The sequence below is a fragment of the Nocardia sp. NPDC058058 genome, from assembly GCF_042885355.1.
Lineage (GTDB): Bacteria > Actinomycetota > Actinomycetes > Mycobacteriales > Mycobacteriaceae > Nocardia.
Map to the genome: position 1 here is coordinate 312,549 of NZ_JBHVSA010000004.1, position 18,460 is coordinate 331,008.

Sequence of the window (18,460 nt, forward strand, 5' to 3'; positions counted from 1 at the left end):
CGGGACTACGTGCGAGCCCGCGCCAGCTGGGTTACCGCCGCGATCATGCGGTCGATCTCCTCGCAGGTGTTGTAGAACGCGAAAGAAGGGCGCACGGTCGCCTCCACGCCGAAGCGGCGCAGAATCGGCTGTGCGCAATGATGGCCCGCACGCACGGCTATACCCTTCTCGTTCAACGCTTTTCCGACCTCGATCGGCTGGTACCCGGCCAGCGTGAAGGACAGCACGCTTGCCTTGTCCGCCGCCGTGCCGATCAACCGGACGCCGGGAATCCGCGCCAGCAGCGGTGTGGCGTACGCCAGCAGCTGGTGTTCGTAGCGGGCGATATTGTCGATGCCGAGTGTTTCGATGTACTCCACGGCCGCGCCCAGCCCGACGGCATCGGCGATATTTCCGGTCCCGGCCTCGAAACGACCCGGCGGCGGCTGGAACAGCGAGCGTTCCATGGTCACATCGCTGATCATGTTCCCGCCGCCCTGCCAGGGCGGAACATCCTGGAGCACTTCGGATTTCCCGTATACCGCGCCGATACCGGTGGGGCCGAAGAGCTTATGACCGGAGAATACGAAGAAGTCGGCGTCCATCGAGCGCACGTCGATCCTGGTGTGCGGAATCGACTGCGCGCCGTCGACCAGGGTCACCGCTCCCGCGCGCCGCGCCTGCGCGACGACCTCCCGAATCGGCGTGATCGTCCCGAGCGCGTTCGAAACATGGGTGACCGAGACGAGTTTCGTGCGATCGGACAGCAGCCGGGTGTACTCGTCCATGCGCAGCTGCCCGGTGTCGTCGACCGGGATCACCTTGAGCACCGCGCCGGTTTCGGCGGCCAGCATTTGCCACGGCACGATATTCGCGTGATGCTCCAGGTGCGAGATCAGGATCTCGTCGCCATCGCGAATATGCTTGCGCCCCCACGTCTGCGCGATGAGGTTGATGCCCTCGGTCGCCCCGCGCACGAAGATGATCTCCTCCGCCGACCCGGCTCCGAGGAACCGCGCCACCGCCTCGCGCGCATGCTCGTAGGCATCGGTGGATCGAGCCGCCAATTCGTGTGCGGCACGGTGAATATTGGAGTTCTCGTGCTCGTAGAAATAGCTGATCCGATCGATCACCGCGCGCGGCTTCTGCGTGGTCGCGGCATTGTCGAACCACACCAGCGGATGCCCGTTCACCCGCTCCCGCAGGATCGGGAAATCATTGCGCACCGCGTACACATCGAACGGCGGATGAGCATCCGGCGCGGGCTGCCAACCCGCCAGTGCCGCAGGCGCTTCCGGGCGCTCCAGAAAATAGAAGCTCGGCGTACCCGACGGAGTGGCGGGGTTGCCGAAGCGCGCAGGCGTCAGTGGTACATCGAGCGAGGGGAGTGACGGCAGCAGCGGATCACTGTGCACCGCACCGCTGTGCACCGGAGTGGATGCCGGTCGCGAATCCCATCCCGGCACGGTTGGCGCGGGCGTGGGGCCACCGGGTGGCATCGACCCCTGTGGAATACCCGCCGGTGCAAAACTTTCCGAGCCATGCGTGGGCGTTGTCGTCGGCAGTGCCGAGAAGAACTCCCCGGCAAGGCGATTCAGCGTCGCCTCGTCGGGGAGCAGTCCGCTCCACTCGGAACCGGTGGCGGCCACCGGTTCCGGTGGCGTCGGCAGATCAGCGGTAGGTCGGTGCGTAGTCATGGAACTTGTTCACCTCGGCGCCCTCGAGCACTGCCACCGCGTCATCGGTCAGGATCGCCAGCGAGCAGTACAGCGAAACCAGATACGAGGCAATGGCACTGCGGTCGATCCCCATGAATTTCACCGACAGTCCGGGCCCCTGCTCCCCGGCCAGTCCGGGCTGATACAGCCCGACCACGCCCTGGCGGGCCTCACCGGTGCGGATCAGCAGGAACTTGGTCTTGCCACCGGTCACCGGCACCTTGTCCGACGGAATGATGGGAATCCCACGCCAGGTGAGGAATTGGGATCCGAACAGGCTCACCGTCGGCGGCGGCACACCGCGCCGGGTGCATTCCCGGCCGAAGGCCGCGATGCCCTCCGGATGGGTCAGGAAGAAGCCCGGCTCCTTCCACACCTTGGCGATCAGGTTATCCAGATCGTCCGGTGTCGGCGGGCCCGCGATGGTCGAAATGCGTTGCTTCTTCGGGGTATTCGCGATCAGCCCGTAGTCCGGGCTGTTGATCAGCTCGCCTTCCTGATGCTCCTTGATCGCCTCGATGGTCAGGCGCAACTGCTGGGAGATCTGGTCGTGCGGGCTGGAATACAGATCCGATACCCGGGTGTGCACGTCGAGAATGGTGTGCACGGCCTTGAGCCGGTATTCGCGCGGATCCTTCTCGTAGTCGATGAAGGTTTCCGGCAGCGGGGACTCATCGTAGTTGTCGCACTTGATGTCGACAGTCTGCTCATGGGTCACCCGGTTGCGCCGGTAGATGCCTGCCTCCACCGGCAACCAGTTCAGCAGGTGCACCAGCCACCGCGGGCTGATCGACTCCATCTGCGGAACGGTCTTGGTGGCATTGGCGAGTGTCCTCGCGGCCTCGTCGCCCAATGCCACCGGCTGCGGCACAGTACTCGTCATGAAAACCGCCTTCAATTAGGCTAATTGGCCGTTACCGGCTGCACGGGATACTAGCGCCACGCATCGCCGCTGTCCTGATGAGTGAACGTGTGGGCGTGTCCGCGAAGGCGGCCCTGTATCGACCGTTCTAGCTAACAGTGAGGAAACTGCAATTTCGCGGTAACGCGTTCGGCAGATGCCTGATTTTCCCGGCATACCGACCGTCATGCGTCATCCTGGGGGACACCATGACCACCTACCGAATCGACGCAGACACCCTGATCCCCGGCAGCGGTCCGGCAATCACCGGCGGTGTCGTCATCGCGACCGGATCGACCATCGGCTATGCCGGCCCCGCCGCCGACGCACCGCCCACCCCGGGGGCGACGACGGTCACCGCGCGCACGGTCATGCCCGGTATGTGGGACTGCCACGGGCACTTTCTCGGCATCACCGCAATGGATCTCGCCAAACTACCCATGGAACCGCTCGCGGTTCGCACCGCCCGCGCCACCGCGGATATGCGCGCCGCGCTGGACGCCGGATTCACCTCCGTGCGCGAAGTCGGCGGTGTCGGTATACATCTCGCGCCGATCGTCGAGGAGGGCACGCTGCCCGGACCCGCGATCTACGCCGCCGGAGCCATCCTCTCGACCACCGGCGGGCACGGTGATCTGCACGCCATGCCGCTGGACTGGGTCTCGCACTTCGGCCACCACGGCGGCGAACTGCGACTGTGCGACGGCACCTCCGAATGTATGCGTGCGGTCCGAGAACAGTTGCGGCGCAACGCGAAACTCATCAAGGTATGCGCCTCGGGCGGTGCGTTCTCCGAAGTCGACCATCCGATGCATCAGCAATTCACCACCGCTGAATTACGCACCATCGTCGAGGTCGCCGGACTGGCCGAACGCGCGGTGGCCGCGCACTGCCACGGCAAGCCCGCCATCATGGCGGCGCTGGAGGCGGGTGTGCTCACCATCGAACACGGCACCTACCTCGACGACGAAGCCTGCGCGGCGATGAAGGAAGCCGGGGCCATCCTGGTGCCCACCCTGACCATCCTGCACGAACTGCTCGCCACCCCCGATTCGGTGCCGCCGTACGCGCTGGCGAAACTGCGCGCCAGCCGCGACCGGCATGCCGAGGCGATCGCGCTCGCCCATCAGCACGGCGTCACCATCGCCTGCGGCACCGATATCGCGCTCTCCGGCATCGATACGCCGAATGGCTGGGGGCGCAACGGTATTGAACTCGAACTGATGGTCCGCACCGGCCTCACCCCCGCCCAAGCCATCGAGGCCGCCACCGCGACAGCGCCCCTCACCCTCGGCCCGCAGGCGCCGCTGTCCGGGCAACTGCGCGCCGGATACGACGCCGACATCCTGACCCTGGACATCGACCCCCTCGCCGATATCGCCGCACTCGCCGACCCGCGCCACATCACCCGGGTGTGGAAATCAGGTGAGCTCGTGAAAGGTGCCGCGTGAATAGAGAAGACGAACCAACACCGGAAAACCGAATCGCCCCCGAGGCTCTCGGGAGAGGCGCGATGACCGATGACCGCCGGGGGATGAGGCAGGGGTCTGATCGTGCGGAGTCCCCGGCTCGAGACCGGGGACCCCGTCGGGCAATTCCCTATTGCGTGTTGGCGGTGCAGGCCGACTTGGCGAGCTGGGGAATGCTGAACGCGCCGAGGAAGCCGGTGTCGGGGCCGAGGGCGGTGACAGCGTTGCGTTCGGCGTCGGCGCGGGTGGGGCCTACCGCCCACACCGAGGGGTGACCCTTGTAGCGGGCAATGGCGGCGCATTCGTTGACGAAGGTCAGGACAACCTTGCAGTTCGAATTGCCGCATTCGTTGAGAGCGGTGGCCGAAGCGGAGGCGGGGTCGGTCGCTACGCCCCAGCCGTAACCGACCATCTGGCCGGTCGGGCCGTCGATGGACGCGGCGAGAGCGCCGAAGGAATCGCCCTCGGCGTTGGCGGTGCCCGTGACGGCGGTGGTCGTGGCGAAGGCCGCGATAACGGCCGCGCCGAAGGCGATCTTGCGTGACAGAGACATCAGATAACTCCCCAATCGATCTTGTACATCGCGATCATGCACGATGTGATCGGAGTCTCAAAATCGCGAGTTTCACTGGAGAGCAACATGTTTGATCCCCCCGGCGTGGTCGGCCGCGCCGATGGGGTTTCGAACCGGTGCGGAGAGTCGCGTCTAGCCCTCGCGGTGGTTGGCGCTGGCGCTGCTCCAGCCGGAACTGCCGGCGTTGAGCAGCGGGCTCAGGAAATTCACTTCCGCACAGGAGGATCCGAGGATCATGGAGGTCTCCTGCCCGTTCGGGCCGATGCAGGTGCTGGGCTGGTTGATCTGCTCGCCGACCCGCGGCACATCGCCCGGGTGTGGAAGTCGGGCGAGTTCGTGAAAGACGTTGCTCGAGAATGTGATTCGTACACCGCGGAAAGCCCGTGACCTCAACGAAGTCACGGGCAGGCTGCTATTTCGGAATAGCGCTGGATCGGGTCCGGCCGTGCTACGGCTGGTAGACCTCCACGTAGGCGTTGGTCGCCACGGCGAAGACGCCGGGACCCATGCCGGTGCAGCCCACCGAAACGCGCTCGCCCGACGGGGTGAACGGATAGCTGAGCACCCGGTACGGGCCGATGGCGTACAGCGGGAACGGGCCACTGGAGTACAGGCCCACGCAATCCAGGTGCAGCACGTAATTGGATCCGCCATCCGGACCGCAGACCGCGGACGCGTCGAAGACGCCCCTGGTCACGCTGCAATCCTGCGGTGCGGCCTGCGCGCTGCCCGCTCCGGCGAAAGCCGCGAATCCCAACCCTGAAATGCTCACGGCCGCAATACGTGCGGTGATACCCAACGACTTCTTCATGAGATCCCTTCCGGTTCGAGTTGCGCGATGAACGAGACCGAACGATCCGACCCCCGGGAATCGAGACGCCCCGAAGGCTATCGGGCGGAACGACCGTTCCGTTGCGCAGGCACCACCGACCTGGGCATTAGACCCTGTCCGCCACACGAAAAAGCCCGCGATCTCCGGGGAGATCGCGGGCTTCTTCGATTGTGGAGCTAAGGGGAATCGAACCCCTGACCTTCTCGATGCGAACGAGACGCGCTACCAACTGCGCTATAGCCCCAGCCGCTGACCGTTACCGGCCTGCGCTGGAAAACTTTAGCAGGTGGGGTGCGGAGTCGACGAATCGGCTGGGTAGGGGCGGTTTTGTAGGGTGTGGGGGTGGATATGAGCGCACATTCGGACCTGGTGACCGATTGGGAGGGGCGGGTTCGGGGGATGCTCGCGGGGGCGGCTCGGCCGGAGATGGCGGAGTGGGGGATGCGGGTGCTGGGGGAGGGGCAGGAGAATGTGGCCGTGCTGGTGGGGCAGAGCCATGTTGTGCGGTTGCCCAAGGATGCGGACGGGGCCGAAGGGGTCGCTCGGGAAGGGCGGTTGCTCGCGGAGTTGTCGGGGGCGCTGACGCTCGCGGTGCCGCGGTACGAGTTCACCGCGCCCAATCCGCTCGGGCCGGGGGAGTGCTGTGTTTATCCGGTGGTGCCGGGGAGCGTGCTGCCGGAACGGGAGTGGCGGGCACGCGGGATGCTCGACGACGAGAAGGTCGCGCGGGCGGTCGCGGAATTCATCGACGAGGTGCACGCGTTTCCCGCCGATCGGGCCCGGGAGTTCGGGGTCGAGGATCGGGATATGCGGGCGGAATTCGCGGCGGATCTGGAACTGATTCGGGCGCAGGTGATTCCATTGCTGGCCGCGGCCGACGGACGGGAGTTGGTGGCGCGGTGGGAGCGGTATCTGGGCGAGGACCGCAACTTCGAGTATTCGCCGGTGCTGATGCACGGGGATGTGAGTCTGGATCATCTGCTGGTGACCGGCGACCGGATCACCGGCGTCATCGACTTCGGCGATGTGCAGATCGGCGACCCCGACTATGACCTCAGCTATCTGTGGCCGGACGCGGGAGCCGAATTCGTTCGGCGCGTACAGCACTGGCGCGGACAGCCGATGGACGAAAGGTTGATCGGGAAACTCGATTTCTGGGCCGTCGCCGATGCCGCCATCGATGTCCTGCACGCCATCGAACACGACATGCCCGAATTCCGAGACGTGAGCGTGAAACTGGTGCGTGCGATGCTGGCGCGCTTCGGCGATCACGCCGGTTCGGTATAGGACTCCAGCACCCGCATGAATAGATCGACCCGGTATTCGCGCACCGCCGCACTGTCCGGTTCCAGCAGGCACTGGGCCATGGTGCCATCGTGCACGGCGATCAGCGCCCGGCCCAAACCCGTCGAATCGGTCACCGTGCGCCCGGCCCGCGCCAGCAGCCGCGACAGCACCGGAGCCAGCGCCGCGCTGATCGACTCCTCACGCGCCACCATCAACCGGCGCAGCGGCGGATTGCGCAATGCGTGCGCGGTGAACTCCGAGGTGATCCGAAACCACTTGTCATCCACCGGAACCGCACTCAACACGAATTCCACGGCCGCCCGCTCATCCGGAATGACCGCATCACTCTCGAGCACCGCCGACACCTCGGTCAGCATCGCCGCCGACCGTTGCTCCCACATCGCCAGAAACAACTCCTCCAGCGACGTGAAGTTCGAATAGAACGCCCCCCGTGTGAACCCGGCCCGCTCACAAATCGATTCGACCGTGCACCGCCCCAGCCCGTCCTCCGCGAACGCCTCGAACGCCGCATCCAGCAACCGCGCCCGCGTCTGCACCCGCCGCCGCTTCACCGGCCGCGCCCCCACACTCCCCGCATCCCCATCGGCCCTGCTCACGCCCGAATCGTAACCGCCCTCGAACAGCGGACGCGATTTCACCATCAGGCCGTACGCGGTTCCAGTCCGGCGGCCGCCGCGGCGGAGGTGAGGACGGCTTGGAGCATGGGTGGGGTGAGGCGGCCGGTGAAAGTGTTCTGCTGGCTGGGGTGGTAGCTGCCGAAGAGGTGCAGGGGGGAGCGGTTGGGGATGGTTGGGGATAGTTCGTAGTGGGCGGCGTGGGTGAAGCGGGGTTTGGGTTTCGGTATGGGCCAGCCGGATTCGGCTAGGGCGGGGAGCAGGGCCTGCCAGCCCCAGCCGCCGAGAACGACGATCGAGCGAAGAGTTGGGGAGAGCAGGGTTAATTCTTCGGTGAGCCAGTGGCGGCAGTTGTCGCGTTCCGACGGGAGGGGTTTGTTGTCGGGCGGGGCGCAGTGGACGGGGGCCGTCATGCGGGTGTTGATGAGGCGCAGGCCATCTCCGGGGTGGGTGCTGGTGGGCTGGTTGGTCAGGCCCGCCGCGAACATGGCGGCTATCAGGAAGTCTCCGGCGCGATCACCGGTGAACATGCGGCCGGTTCTATTGCCGCCGTGCGCGGCCGGGGCCAGGCCGACGATGAGGATTCGGGCATCGTCGGGGCCGAGGCCGGGAACCGGTTTGCCCCAGTAATTTTCGTCACGGAAGGCCGCCCGCCTGTCATGGGCGACCTGTTCGCGCCAGGCGACCAGTCGCGGGCAGGCTCTACACCCTGTGAGCTGCGCGTCCAGTTCAGCAATTGTGCGGCACACCAGGGTGACTCAACCACATCCCCGGCCCGAGCGGGGCGCGTCGGCGTGGCGGCGCGGCGCGGCATACAGTGCCCGGATAGCCGAGTGTTTGCGACCGTGAAGGGAACCGGCCCCAATGAGTGATCTCGTCGAGCTCGGCAACGCCGTCGGCACGGCCCAGAAAGTCGGAAATATGGTGGGCGTGTTCGCATTCGGCGTTTCCGGGGCGCTGCTCGCGGTGCGCCGTAACTTCGACGTGGTCGGCATCGCGGTGCTCGCGGTGTGCACCGCCACCGGCGGCGGCATCATGCGCGACCTCATCATCGGCGAGATACCGCCCACCGCCTTCGTCACGCTGCGGTACGCGGCCGCCGCGCTGCTGGCCGCCGCGGTGATCTTCTTCTGGCATCCGCCGAACCGCCTGATCCGCACCCCGCTGTTGCTCGCGGACGGCATCGGACTCGGCATCTTCTGCGTCACCGGCACCGTCACCGCCTTCCAGCACGGACTCTCGGCCACCTCCGCGGCCGCGCTCGGCGTGGTGACCGCGGTCGGCGGCGGTGTGGTGCGGGACGTGCTGGCCGGAATCACACCCAGCGTGCTCAGTGACGGAGAGCTCTACGCGGTGCCCGCGCTGCTCGGCTCGGCCGTCACCGCCGCACTGCTCTACTACGGCCAATACACCTACTGGACGGGCGGTTTGGCGGGTGCCGGCGCGGTCGCCCTGCGCTTCCTCGCGCTCTGGCGGCACTGGCGCGCACCGCTCGCCCGCTCGCATCGCCGCCGCGAATCCATCTGATCTATCGGGGCGCGGCGCACAGCGGGCGTAGTCGTGTTGCCCGAGCGCGCCGAACATGGTTGATAGCATGGCGAAGGTTGGCCAGCGGGCTGTGCATCACACCCAGAGAGAGTTCCTACCAATGCAGTTTGAGATCGTCGAGCGGGACGAGACGTGGGTCGCCGGGCTGCCGGTTCGCAGCCCCAAACGTGCTCTCGGAGAGCTGCGCGACCATGATCTCGAGGTGGCCTGGGCCGCCGTCCTGCATCAGGAACTCGGTGGCCCGCTCGCGGCGGCGTATACCGACTTCTCGCCCGAACTGGGCACGTTCAACACCCAGATCGTCGGCTATCAGTGCGAGTCCTTCGAAGAGGTCACCCGCGGCCATATCGTGGCCCGGCTCCCGCGCGGGACCTATGCCAGATTCTCCGCGGTCGGTACCTTCCCGCAGGTGATGACCGATCTCTGGACGCAGATCGCGTACGCCGAGGAACACAATCAGATTCAGCGCACGCACAGCGGCGATTTCGAGTGCTATCCGCACGCGTACAAGATCGAGCTGTACCTGGCGGTAGAGGCCTCATGACCTATTCGATCGTGGTGCGCCAGGGCGGCGTCTATGGCGGCCTCGTGGTGCCGCGGGTGCGGCCCAGTTTCAAGGTCTCCAATAGTGAGCTCATCGAGTTCCTGCGCGACCGGCTGCGCGATCGCGGCGATGACAAGCCGCTGGCCACGGTGTACGTGCCCGACCCGGCCGGCAACTACAACGTGCTCGTCTCCTACGAGTACTCCTCGCCCTACGACGCGCCCGTCGGCGATGTGCTGATCCGGGTGCCCAAGGGCGTCTACGCGCGCTTCCAGCCGAATGGGGATTATCACGATCCCGCGGAGGATGTGTGGGCTCAGGTCGATGACGCGACCGCTTCGGCCGAGATCACCCGGGCCTACCGCGAGGAGATCGAGATCTGGTCCGGGCCGTCGGAACTGGAGCTTTTCATCTCCATCCTGATCTGATTGCTGATCGTTAGCTAAATGAGAACCAACCGGTCTTGTGGTTGTGTTTCATGACTGATAGCAATGGTTTGACCAGGGCTGATTTCTAGACGTCCATTCGGGTTTCGGGAGATTTGCCGGACGCCTGGACAATTTCTCACGGCTGGCGGATACTCCCCTAGGTGCCTGTACCGGGCCCGGTTGATACATGACCGTATCGGACGGGGGCTCGGTAGTCGCGCGGAAACCCGCGCAGCAACGGAGTAGGAACTGTATGGCTGTGGAAGTGGTCGCAGTCGTCCCGTCGGATTCGGCTGATGACGACTTACTGCGATTCCGGGATGCGTCGTCGGGGTGCACCTTCTGGGTCGGCACGCCGCAGGCACATCCGGGCCTGTGGCGCCGCAACATCATGGGTGCGCTGCGCGCTTATCGGCGGTACGGCGTGGATCCGGCGCTGGAATACGAGAAAATCGCGAATGGCCACTCCAGCGCCCTGTTCGTGGCCGCCATCGATCCATTCGGAGACGTGGTCGCGGGTATGCGGGTGCAGGGTCCGTACTCCCATGTGGACGAGGTCAACGCCTTGCGCGCCTGGGCCGGACGCCCCGGCGAACCGGCCTTGCGCAAACGGGTTGCCGACCGGATACCGGAGGGTGTCGTGGAGGTGAAAGCTGTCTGGGCGGACCGGAGTTTGGACCGCTCACAGCGCCGCGCCCTGGGTGCTGCCCTGGATCGCTGTGTCGTACACGTCACCACCCTGCTGGGCGCCCGCTACGGCTTCGTTACCGCGGGCGAACACGCCGCCGAGGGCTATCGCAGCAGCGGCGCCCGCTCGGACTGGTGGATTCCCGCCGTGCCGTTTCCCGATGATCGATACCGCACCGTCCCGCTCTGGTGGGATATGCGGAGTTATCGATCGGTCGCCGCGGAATCGCAGTTGACCTTGATCGATGCGGAACAGATCGCTCTCTCGGACGGCGACGGTGATATGCCGGCCGACCTGACCGGCACCGGAGGACGCGCCAGACAATGAATTCCGACAATACCGCGGCGGAATATCGACCGCTGTTTCTCGATGAATCCGATCCGGAGGATGCGCGCCGGATTTCCGAATTGCGCGCCGAAGCCGGTATCGAATTCACCGATTTGCGGAGTTTGCTGCGAGCGGAATTCGATGATCTGGTGGCCCCACCGGAATTATCCGAGGGACCGGAATCGGATCGCTGGATTTACTATCCGTGGCGCAAGGCCGCTGTGGCATTGCCGGGACCGGAATTGCTGCGGATCGTCCGGCTGGACCGGAACCGCAACAAACTGACACGAACCGAACAAGAAAAGCTGACAAATCAGACAATCGGGGTGGTCGGGCAGAGCGTCGGACACGCCATCGCGCACACCCTCGCCATGGAGGGCAGCTGCGGGCGGATAAAGCTGGCCGATTTCGACACCATCGAACTGGCCAACCTCAATCGCATTCCCGGCTCGATCTTCGATATCGGCGTCAACAAGGCCGTGGTGACCGCCCGCCGGATTGCCGAGATCGACCCCTACCTACCGGTGGAGATCTTCACCGCCGGACTCACCGACGACAACGTCGACGACTTCTTCGCGGACCTCACCCTGGTGGTCGAGGAGTGCGACTCCCTCGATATCAAACTCGCCGTGCGCGAGGCCGCCAAACGCCATCGCATCCCACTGCTCATGGAGACCAGCGATCGCGGCCTGCTTGATATCGAACGCTATGACCTGGATCCGGATCGGGAACCCTTCCACGGCCTACTAGGCGGGGCCACACGCGCCGACCTACGCGGCCTCAGCACCCGTGAGAAGGCGCCCTACGTGGTCCGAATCCTGGACGCGCACGGCCTGTCCGACCGGTTCGCCGCCAGCCTGGTGGAAATCGATCAGACCCTGGACAGCTGGCCGCAGCTCGCCGGTGACGTCCAACTCGGCGGCGCGACCGTGGCCGCCGCCGTGCGCCGCATCGGCCTCGGTGTCGAATTGGCCTCCGGCCGCACCCGCGTTGATCTGAGCATCGCGCTGGACGCGGTCGCCGAACCCGAACCGGTCCAGGAGTTCTCCTGGCCCGCCGATCCCGCGCCGGAGGCCGCGCCGCGCACCGATATCGAGGCGGTGCTGGCGGCCGCGCAGTCGGCGCCCTCCGGCGGCAATGTGCAGCCCTGGTCGCTGCGCGCCGAGAACTCCACCGTGGTCATCGAACTCGATGTCCGGCGCAGCTCCGGCATGGATATCGCCTATCGCGGCAGCGCGGTCGCCGTCGGCGCGGCGCTGTACAACGCCCGTGCCGCCGCGGCCGCCCGCGGTGTGCTCGGCGCGGCCGATCTCTATACCGACGGTAGCTACGCCCATTCCCCGAGCGGCCGGCTCAGCGGCCCGGGTGGTCGGCTCAGTGGTCCGGCCGGGCGGCAGAGCGGTTCCGGTGGCCGCCCGGGTCGCCGCGGCGCGCCGCTGACCGCGGTGTTGCAGCTGGGTGATTGGAGCGAGCCGGAATTGGCGCGCGACTATCCCGATCTGCTGGACCGCGTCACCAACCGCAATTTCGGTACCGGCGATCCCGTCGACCCGGCCGTGCTGCAGACCCTGGCGGTCACCGCTGCCAAGGCGGACGGCGGCCTGCGCTGGATCACCGACGCCGCGGATCTGGAGACCGCCGCGACCCTGCTGGCCGCCTCCGATCAGGCCCGCTACCTGACCCCGGTGCTGCACGCGGAGATGTTCTCCGAACTGCGCCGCCCCGTCGGGAACACTCCGCTGGATCTGCGCACCGGTCTGGATCTGCGCACCATGGAGCTCGCCCCGGACGAGGGCGCCAAACTCGATATCGGCGGACGCGCCGACATCATGGATCGCATTCGGGATTGGAACGGCGGTATCGCGCTCGGCGACTACACCCGGGATCGGGTGCTGTCTGCGTCCGCGCTCGCCGCGGTGACCTTCACCGCCCCTCCCGTCGGCGACCCCGGGGAATTGGCCGCCTACGCCCGCGCCGGCGAGACCCTGCAGCGGGTCTGGATCGCCGCGCAGCGGCACGGGCTGGCGGTGCATCCGGTGTCCCCGGTGTTCCTCTATGCCCGACAGACCGATGATCTGAACACGGTTTCCCCGGAGTTCGCCGATACACTAACGTCACTTCAAGGCCGTTTCCTGGACCTGTTGGGAGTGCCCGAGCACGAGACCGTGGCGTTGGTACTTCGCCTGAGCTATGCGGCGGAGGTCACGGCGAGGAGTCGGCGGCTTCCGATACCGGGTGCGGAAACCCGCTGATGGGATCGGAGACAAGGTGCCTCGGCAGACGCTCGACTCACTGGTGACCCAGGTTGCCTCCGAGTTGATGGGTGTCGACGCCACCACGATGGTGGCGGCGAGTGAGCGGGTGCTGTCCTGGCTCGTCGATCACTTCGATGTCGACTTCAGCTATCTGCGCCATACCGATCGGGAGCGCCGCGCCTCGGTGCTGATCGCGGAGTGGCCGCGCCGGCAGGTCACCATTCAGCCGGATCCGTTGCGGGTCACCTACTTCGATCGCGCGGATTCGGTGTTCGCCAAGCTGGAGAACGCCACCGAACCGCTCATCGTGCGCCCGATCCCGGAGCACGCGGACTATCAGCACACGATTCATCTGTCCTCGGGGATTCCGACCGTGTCGATGGCGGCGGTGCCGCTGGTGTCGCGCGGGGAGTCCACCGGGGTGCTTGGTTTCGTCAAAGAGGGCGATCGCGAGTGGAGTACCCGAGAGTTGAACGTGCTCAAGGCGATTGCCGCGCTCTTCGCCCAGTTGCAGGCGCGCGTGGTGGCGGAGGAGCGGCTGCGCTACATCGCCATGCACGACGATCTGACCGGTTTGGCCAACCGCCGCGCGCTGCTCGAACATATGGAGGAGCGGCTGCGCGCGGGCAGTCCCGGACCGGTGGCGGCGTTCTTCCTGGATCTGGATCGGCTCAAGGCGCTCAATGACTTCCTCGGGCATACCGCCGGGGACAACTTCATTCGGACGCTGGCGACGCGATTGCGCGATCACCTCGATCCCAATGATGTGATCGCCCGGCTCGGCGGCGACGAATTCGTCATCATCCCGGCCAAGCCGATGGATGCCAGTGCCGCCGATCTGGAGGCGACCCGGATTCAGCAGCTCATCGCGCGGCGGGTCACCGTGGGCGGTGAGACGGTCAGTCGCGGCGCGAGTGTCGGTGTGGCCGTTGGTATTCCGGGTGAGACCACGGTCGCGGACGTGCTGCGCCGCGCCGATCACGCACTGCTGTCTGCCAAGTCGAGCGGCGGCAATGGCGTGGCCGTGTTCACTGATGCCATGCGCGCGCAATTCGAACTCCAGGACGATGTGGAGTTGAATCTGCGCGGTGCGGTCTCGGATGGTTCGCTGCTGCTGCACTATCAGCCGGAGGTGGATCTGCGCACCGGGCGCGTGGTCGCCCTGGAGGCGCTGGTGCGCTGGCAGCATCCGACGCGCGGATTGCTACCCCCGGGCGCGTTCGTCGGTGTCGCCGAGGCCACCAATCTCGCGGGTGAGCTGGGCCGCTGGGTGATTCGCTCGGCGTGTGAGCAGTTCGCGCAGTGGCGGCGGCGCGGTTTGGCGTCGAGCGTGGTGATCCGGATCAATGTGTCCCCGGTGCAGCTGGTGAGCCTGGATTTCGTGGAGACCATGGAGGGGATTCTGCGGCGCTTCGGCATCGACGGGTCCTCGGTGTGTCTGGAGATCACCGAGCACGTGGTGGTGCAGGATCTGGCGCGCACCCAGGTGACCCTGCGCGGGCTCAAGCGGATGGGCGTGCAGATCGCCATCGACGATTTCGGCACCGGATATTCGTCTTTGTCGCATCTCAAAGCGCTGCCGGTGGACGCGGTGAAGATCGACCGCGGTTTCGTGCAGCGCCTTGGCGCCAGCGCGGACGATCTTGCGATCGTGAAATCCATTGTGGGACTTGCCGGTTCGTTCGGTCTGGGAGTGGTGGGCGAGGGTGTGGAGACGACCGTCGCGGCGCGTACCCTGGTGGCGCTGGGTTGTTATCGCGCACAAGGATTCCTGATCGCGCGGCCCATGCCCGCCGAAGAGGTGGAGACTCATCTGGCGGCGGGGCGGATAGCCCTCGACCTGGACTTACCCGGTACCGGCCGGTCTGTAACCCCCTAGAAGTATGGGGCTGATTGGGGGGTTGCATTGCTCGCGATGGAGTTTGAGCGCGTAGTAGGTTCGGTGGACAATTGGGGCAATCAAAGGGATGTGGACCGGCGTGCGAACCTTCAGTAGCAGGAAGACCCTGATCACCGGAGCCGCCAGCGGTATCGGGCGTGCCACCGCGCTGGCGGCCGCCCGTAAGGGCGCGCGCCTGGTGCTCACCGATGTGAACTCCGACGGCCTCGACGCGACGGTGGACGAGATCCGCGCCGCGGGCGGTGTGGTCGACTATGCCCAGGCCATGGATGTCAGCGACTACGACGCCGTCACCGCCTTCGCGGGCAAGGTGCACGATCAGGTCGGCTCGCTCGACGTGGTCATGAATGTCGCGGGCATCTCCACCTGGGGCACCGTGGAGAACCTCGAGCACAAACACTGGAAGCGCCTGGTGGATGTGAATCTGATGGGGCCCATCCACGTCATCGAGAACTTCGTGCCGCCCATGATCGCGGCCGGGCGCGGTGGCGCGCTGGTGAACGTGTCCTCGGCGGCCGGGCTGATGGCCTTCCCGTGGCACGCGGCGTACAGCGCCAGCAAGTTCGGGCTGCGCGGGGTGTCCGAGGTGCTGCGGTTCGATCTGGAGCGCCATGACATCTCGGTGCACCTGGTGGTGCCGGGCGCGGTGGACACGCCGCTGGTGCAGAGCGTCGACGTGATCGGCGTGGATCGCGATGATCCGCGAATCCAGGCCTGGATCAAGCGATTCCGGCGGCACGCCAAGAAGCCGGAGCAGGTCGCCGATTCCATCCTGCGCGGGGTGGAGAAGGGTCGCTACCTCATCCACACCCAGTTCGACATCCGCTTCGGCTACTGGTGGGTCCGCAAATTCGCGTGGCCGTACGAATTCGCCATGCGCCGCGCCAACGCCCTGTTCACCACGTTCCTGCCCCGCGAACAGCGGCAGCTGCCGTCTGCGAAGGGCGAGGTGAAGGTCGAAGCCGAGGCGGGCGCGGCCGCGCCGGAACGAGTCCGGCCCGAGGCCTGAGTCCCTTCGTCATCCCGGCGCGTTTTTGGCCGGGATCCACACGCCGCAGCGGATCGGCTGAAGGTGTGGATCCCGGCCAAAAGCATGCCGGGATGACGGGGGGTGGGACGGCCCTGGTTGGGAAGGGCGGTAGCCGGGAAGGCCAGGCGCTCAAGAGGTCTCGGCGAGGGGCAGCGAGCAGCCCTGCTCCGGCTTAGTGCAGTTCTCGGCGGCATGCACGTCCAGTACGCGCGCGCCCGGCCCTTCGTCGCCGAGGTGGTCGTGGGCGTTGACGATTTTGCAGGTGCCCAGGGACAGGCAGCCGCAGCCGATGCATCCGGTCAGGCTGTCGCGCAGGCGAATCAGCTGTTCTATGCGCTCGTCCAGGTCGGATCGCCAGGCGGTGGAGAGGGCCTCCCAGTCGCGGCGGGTGGGGTTGCGGCCGTCGGGGAGGTTGTCCAGGGCCTGGCGGATCTCGCCGAGCGGAATTCCGACACGCTGTGAGATGCGGATGAAGGCCACTCGGCGCAGGGTTTCCCGGGGGTAGCGGCGTTGGTTGCCGCTGGTTCGGCGGGCTGTGATCAAGCCCTCACGTTCGTAGAAATGCAAGGCGGACACCGTAACTCCGGCGCGTTGTGCCAGTTGACCCGGCGTCAGTTCCTTGGCCTGCCAGGACGCGGTCTGCATACCTGAAGGTTAGTCGAGGTTTTTGCCCGGCGCGAATTGCATGCCATCTTTGCCGCGGGGAACTACCGTCAGGATATGGGAATCAAGGCTGCGCCACCGGCGCGACCGTTCTCCGTCACCTCGGAAGTCGGCGCCTTGCGCACGGTGCTGCTGCATCGGCCGGGTGACGAACTGCGCCGTTTGACGCCGCGCAACAATGATCAGCTGCTCTTCGACGCCATTCCGTGGGTGGAGCGGGCGCAGCAGGAGCACGACCTCTTCGCCGGAGTGTTGCGCGAGCGCGGGGTGGAGGTGTTGCTGCTGTCGGATCTGCTCACCGAAACCATCGGGGTGAGCGGGGCGGCGCGGATACAGGGCATCTCCGGCGCCGTGGACGCGCGGCGGCTCGGGCACGCGCTGGCCGATGAGCTGGCGGCCTACCTGCGCACGGTGCCCGCGCCGGAGCTGGCGCAGATTCTGATGGCGGGCATGACCTTCGACGAGCTGCCGTTCGGGCCGGATCACACCTCGCTGGTGGTGCGCATGCATCACGGGCATGATTTCGTCATCGAGCCGCTGCCGAATCTGCTCTTCACCAGGGATTCCTCGTTCTGGGTCGGTTCGCGGGTGGCGATCACCTCCCTGGCGCTGCCCGCGCGGGCGCGCGAGACCTCGCTGACCGATCTCATCTACGCCTTCCATCCGCGTTTCCTCGGGGTGCGGCGGGCGTACGAATCGCATACCGCGCCCATCGAGGGCGGCGATGTGCTGCTGCTCGCCAAGGGCGTGGTGGCGGTCGGGGTGGGGGAGCGCACCACCCCGGCGGGCGCGGAAGCGTTGGCGCGCAGTCTCTTCGAGGATGATCTCGCGCATACGGTGCTGGCGGTGCCGATCGCGCAGACCCGCGCCACCATGCATCTGGACACGGTGTGCACCATGGTCGACACCGATGCCATGGTGATGTACCCGAATATGCAGGATTCGCTGTGCGCGTTCACCATTCGCAAAGAGGTGGACGGCACTGTGACGATGTCCGGCCCGGATCCGTTCCTGCCCGCGGCCGCCAAGGCCATGGGCATCGGGGAATTGCGGGTCATCGACACCGGCCTGGACGGTGTCGCCGCCGAACGCGAGCAGTGGGATGACGGCAACAACACCCTGGCGCTCGCGCCCGGCGTGGTCGTGGCCTACGAACGCAATGAGATGACCAATGCGCGGCTCGTCGACGCCGGGATCGAGGTGCTACCCATCCCCGGTTCCGAATTGGGTTCCGGCCGAGGCGGTCCGCGCTGCCTGTCCTGCCCGCTGTCGCGTGACGAGGTGTGAAAAGCCATGCTGGACATCCCGGTTGACCATCATTCGACGGTGCCGCCGTACGAACAGCTGAGGCAGGGCATCGTGGCGCGGGTGCGCTCGGGTGAACTCGCCGCCGGGACCAAGATCCCCACCGTCCGAGCCCTGGCCGCCCAGCTCAAACTCGCCCCCAACACCGTTGCCCGCGCCTACCGCGAACTGGAACAGGACGGCGTCCTGGAAACCCGAGGCCGCCTCGGCTCCTTCATCGCCTCCTCGGGCGACCCCACCCGGGACGTAGCGGGCCGCGCCGCAACGGAATACGTCGCGGTCATCCGCCGTCTCGGCCTGGACGACGAAGCCGCGGTCCGCTACCTACGCGCCGCGCTGGGCGAAACCCGAACCTGAACCCGGCGTGGCGCACGGGG

At 66.4% G+C, this 18,460-nt stretch carries 19 protein-coding genes and 1 tRNA gene; 11 read left to right on the plus strand and 9 right to left on the minus strand.

Features of this window, described 5'->3' with window-relative positions:
• Positions 1-5: 5 nt before the first annotated feature.
• Positions 6-1,676, minus strand: coding sequence for a family 2A encapsulin nanocompartment cargo protein cysteine desulfurase (locus ACFVUS_RS32510; RefSeq protein WP_387775337.1), 1,671 nt, complete (start codon positions 1,674-1,676; stop codon positions 6-8).
• Positions 1,651-2,580: a family 2A encapsulin nanocompartment shell protein gene (locus ACFVUS_RS32515; RefSeq protein ID WP_387775340.1), complete on the minus strand. Its 930-nt coding sequence runs from the start codon at positions 2,578-2,580 to the stop codon at positions 1,651-1,653. Before ACFVUS_RS32515 ends, ACFVUS_RS32510 begins: the two co-directional genes overlap by 26 nt.
• A gap of 227 nt (positions 2,581-2,807) precedes the next feature.
• Here ACFVUS_RS32515 and ACFVUS_RS32520 point away from each other — a divergent pair, with 227 nt between their 5' ends.
• Positions 2,808-4,049, plus strand: a complete 1,242-nt coding sequence (locus ACFVUS_RS32520) for an amidohydrolase family protein (protein WP_387775342.1) — start codon at positions 2,808-2,810, stop codon at positions 4,047-4,049.
• A gap of 148 nt (positions 4,050-4,197) precedes the next feature.
• On the opposite strand, the gene ACFVUS_RS32525 is transcribed toward ACFVUS_RS32520, so the two are convergent.
• The 4 genes from ACFVUS_RS32525 to ACFVUS_RS32540 form a co-directional block, all read right to left on the minus strand.
• A complete protein-coding gene (locus ACFVUS_RS32525; protein WP_387775345.1) occupies positions 4,198-4,620 on the minus strand; it encodes a DUF4189 domain-containing protein in 423 nt (140 codons plus the stop codon).
• 153 nt (positions 4,621-4,773) lie between these two features.
• Entirely contained in the window at positions 4,774-4,947 is a 174-nt protein-coding gene (locus ACFVUS_RS32530; RefSeq protein WP_387775348.1) for a hypothetical protein, read from the minus strand.
• Positions 4,948-5,089: 142 nt separating this feature from the next.
• Positions 5,090-5,452 carry a hypothetical protein gene (locus tag ACFVUS_RS32535; protein WP_387775351.1) on the minus strand — a complete coding sequence of 121 codons (363 nt, stop codon included), beginning with the start codon at positions 5,450-5,452 and terminating at the stop codon, positions 5,090-5,092.
• Between the two features lie 192 nt (positions 5,453-5,644).
• Positions 5,645-5,717, minus strand: a tRNA-Ala gene (locus tag ACFVUS_RS32540).
• Between the two features lie 104 nt (positions 5,718-5,821).
• Here ACFVUS_RS32540 and ACFVUS_RS32545 point away from each other — a divergent pair.
• Positions 5,822-6,760: a phosphotransferase family protein gene (locus ACFVUS_RS32545; RefSeq protein WP_387775354.1), complete on the plus strand. Its 939-nt coding sequence runs from the start codon at positions 5,822-5,824 to the stop codon at positions 6,758-6,760.
• On the opposite strand, the gene ACFVUS_RS32550 is transcribed toward ACFVUS_RS32545, so the two are convergent.
• Entirely contained in the window at positions 6,742-7,377 is a 636-nt protein-coding gene (locus tag ACFVUS_RS32550; RefSeq protein ID WP_387775357.1) for a TetR/AcrR family transcriptional regulator, read from the minus strand. The genes ACFVUS_RS32545 and ACFVUS_RS32550 overlap by 19 nt on opposite strands.
• A 44-nt stretch (positions 7,378-7,421) precedes the next feature.
• Complete coding sequence (locus tag ACFVUS_RS32555) at positions 7,422-8,144, minus strand: uracil-DNA glycosylase (protein WP_387775360.1); 723 nt, start codon at positions 8,142-8,144, stop codon at positions 7,422-7,424.
• A gap of 115 nt (positions 8,145-8,259) precedes the next feature.
• Between ACFVUS_RS32555 and ACFVUS_RS32560 the strand changes: the two genes are divergently transcribed.
• From ACFVUS_RS32560 to ACFVUS_RS32590, 7 genes are all read left to right on the plus strand, one after another.
• Positions 8,260-8,922, plus strand: coding sequence for a trimeric intracellular cation channel family protein (locus ACFVUS_RS32560; RefSeq protein ID WP_387775362.1), 663 nt, complete (start codon positions 8,260-8,262; stop codon positions 8,920-8,922).
• A 121-nt stretch (positions 8,923-9,043) separates the two neighbouring features.
• Positions 9,044-9,487, plus strand: a complete 444-nt coding sequence (locus tag ACFVUS_RS32565) for a GyrI-like domain-containing protein (protein ID WP_387775365.1) — start codon at positions 9,044-9,046, stop codon at positions 9,485-9,487.
• Positions 9,484-9,915, plus strand: coding sequence for an effector binding domain-containing protein (locus tag ACFVUS_RS32570; protein ID WP_387775368.1), 432 nt, complete (start codon positions 9,484-9,486; stop codon positions 9,913-9,915). Before ACFVUS_RS32565 ends, ACFVUS_RS32570 begins: the two co-directional genes overlap by 4 nt.
• A gap of 253 nt (positions 9,916-10,168) precedes the next feature.
• A complete protein-coding gene (locus tag ACFVUS_RS32575) occupies positions 10,169-10,930 on the plus strand; it encodes a hypothetical protein (RefSeq protein ID WP_387775370.1) in 762 nt (253 codons plus the stop codon).
• Positions 10,927-13,182, plus strand: a complete 2,256-nt coding sequence (locus tag ACFVUS_RS32580; RefSeq protein WP_387775373.1) for an Rv1355c family protein — start codon at positions 10,927-10,929, stop codon at positions 13,180-13,182. Before ACFVUS_RS32575 ends, ACFVUS_RS32580 begins: the two co-directional genes overlap by 4 nt.
• 16 nt (positions 13,183-13,198) lie before the next feature.
• Positions 13,199-15,064, plus strand: coding sequence for a sensor domain-containing phosphodiesterase (locus tag ACFVUS_RS32585; RefSeq protein WP_364642144.1), 1,866 nt, complete (start codon positions 13,199-13,201; stop codon positions 15,062-15,064).
• Positions 15,065-15,152: 88 nt separating this feature from the next.
• Complete coding sequence (locus tag ACFVUS_RS32590; RefSeq protein WP_387775376.1) at positions 15,153-16,094, plus strand: SDR family oxidoreductase; 942 nt, start codon at positions 15,153-15,155, stop codon at positions 16,092-16,094.
• A gap of 150 nt (positions 16,095-16,244) precedes the next feature.
• Here ACFVUS_RS32590 and soxR read toward each other — a convergent pair whose 3' ends face one another.
• The gene (gene soxR / locus ACFVUS_RS32595) at positions 16,245-16,760 is read right to left on the minus strand and encodes a redox-sensitive transcriptional activator SoxR (RefSeq protein WP_364642138.1); all 516 of its coding nucleotides are present in this window, start codon (positions 16,758-16,760) and stop codon (positions 16,245-16,247) included.
• 75 nt (positions 16,761-16,835) lie between these two features.
• On the opposite strand from soxR, the gene arcA reads away from it, so the two are divergent.
• Together arcA and ACFVUS_RS32605 are read left to right on the plus strand one after the other, a co-directional pair.
• The gene (gene arcA / locus ACFVUS_RS32600; protein WP_387775379.1) at positions 16,836-18,065 is read left to right on the plus strand and encodes an arginine deiminase; all 1,230 of its coding nucleotides are present in this window, start codon (positions 16,836-16,838) and stop codon (positions 18,063-18,065) included.
• Positions 18,066-18,071: 6 nt separating this feature from the next.
• A complete protein-coding gene (locus ACFVUS_RS32605) occupies positions 18,072-18,440 on the plus strand; it encodes a GntR family transcriptional regulator (RefSeq protein WP_364642132.1) in 369 nt (122 codons plus the stop codon).
• Positions 18,441-18,460: the final 20 nt, after the last annotated feature.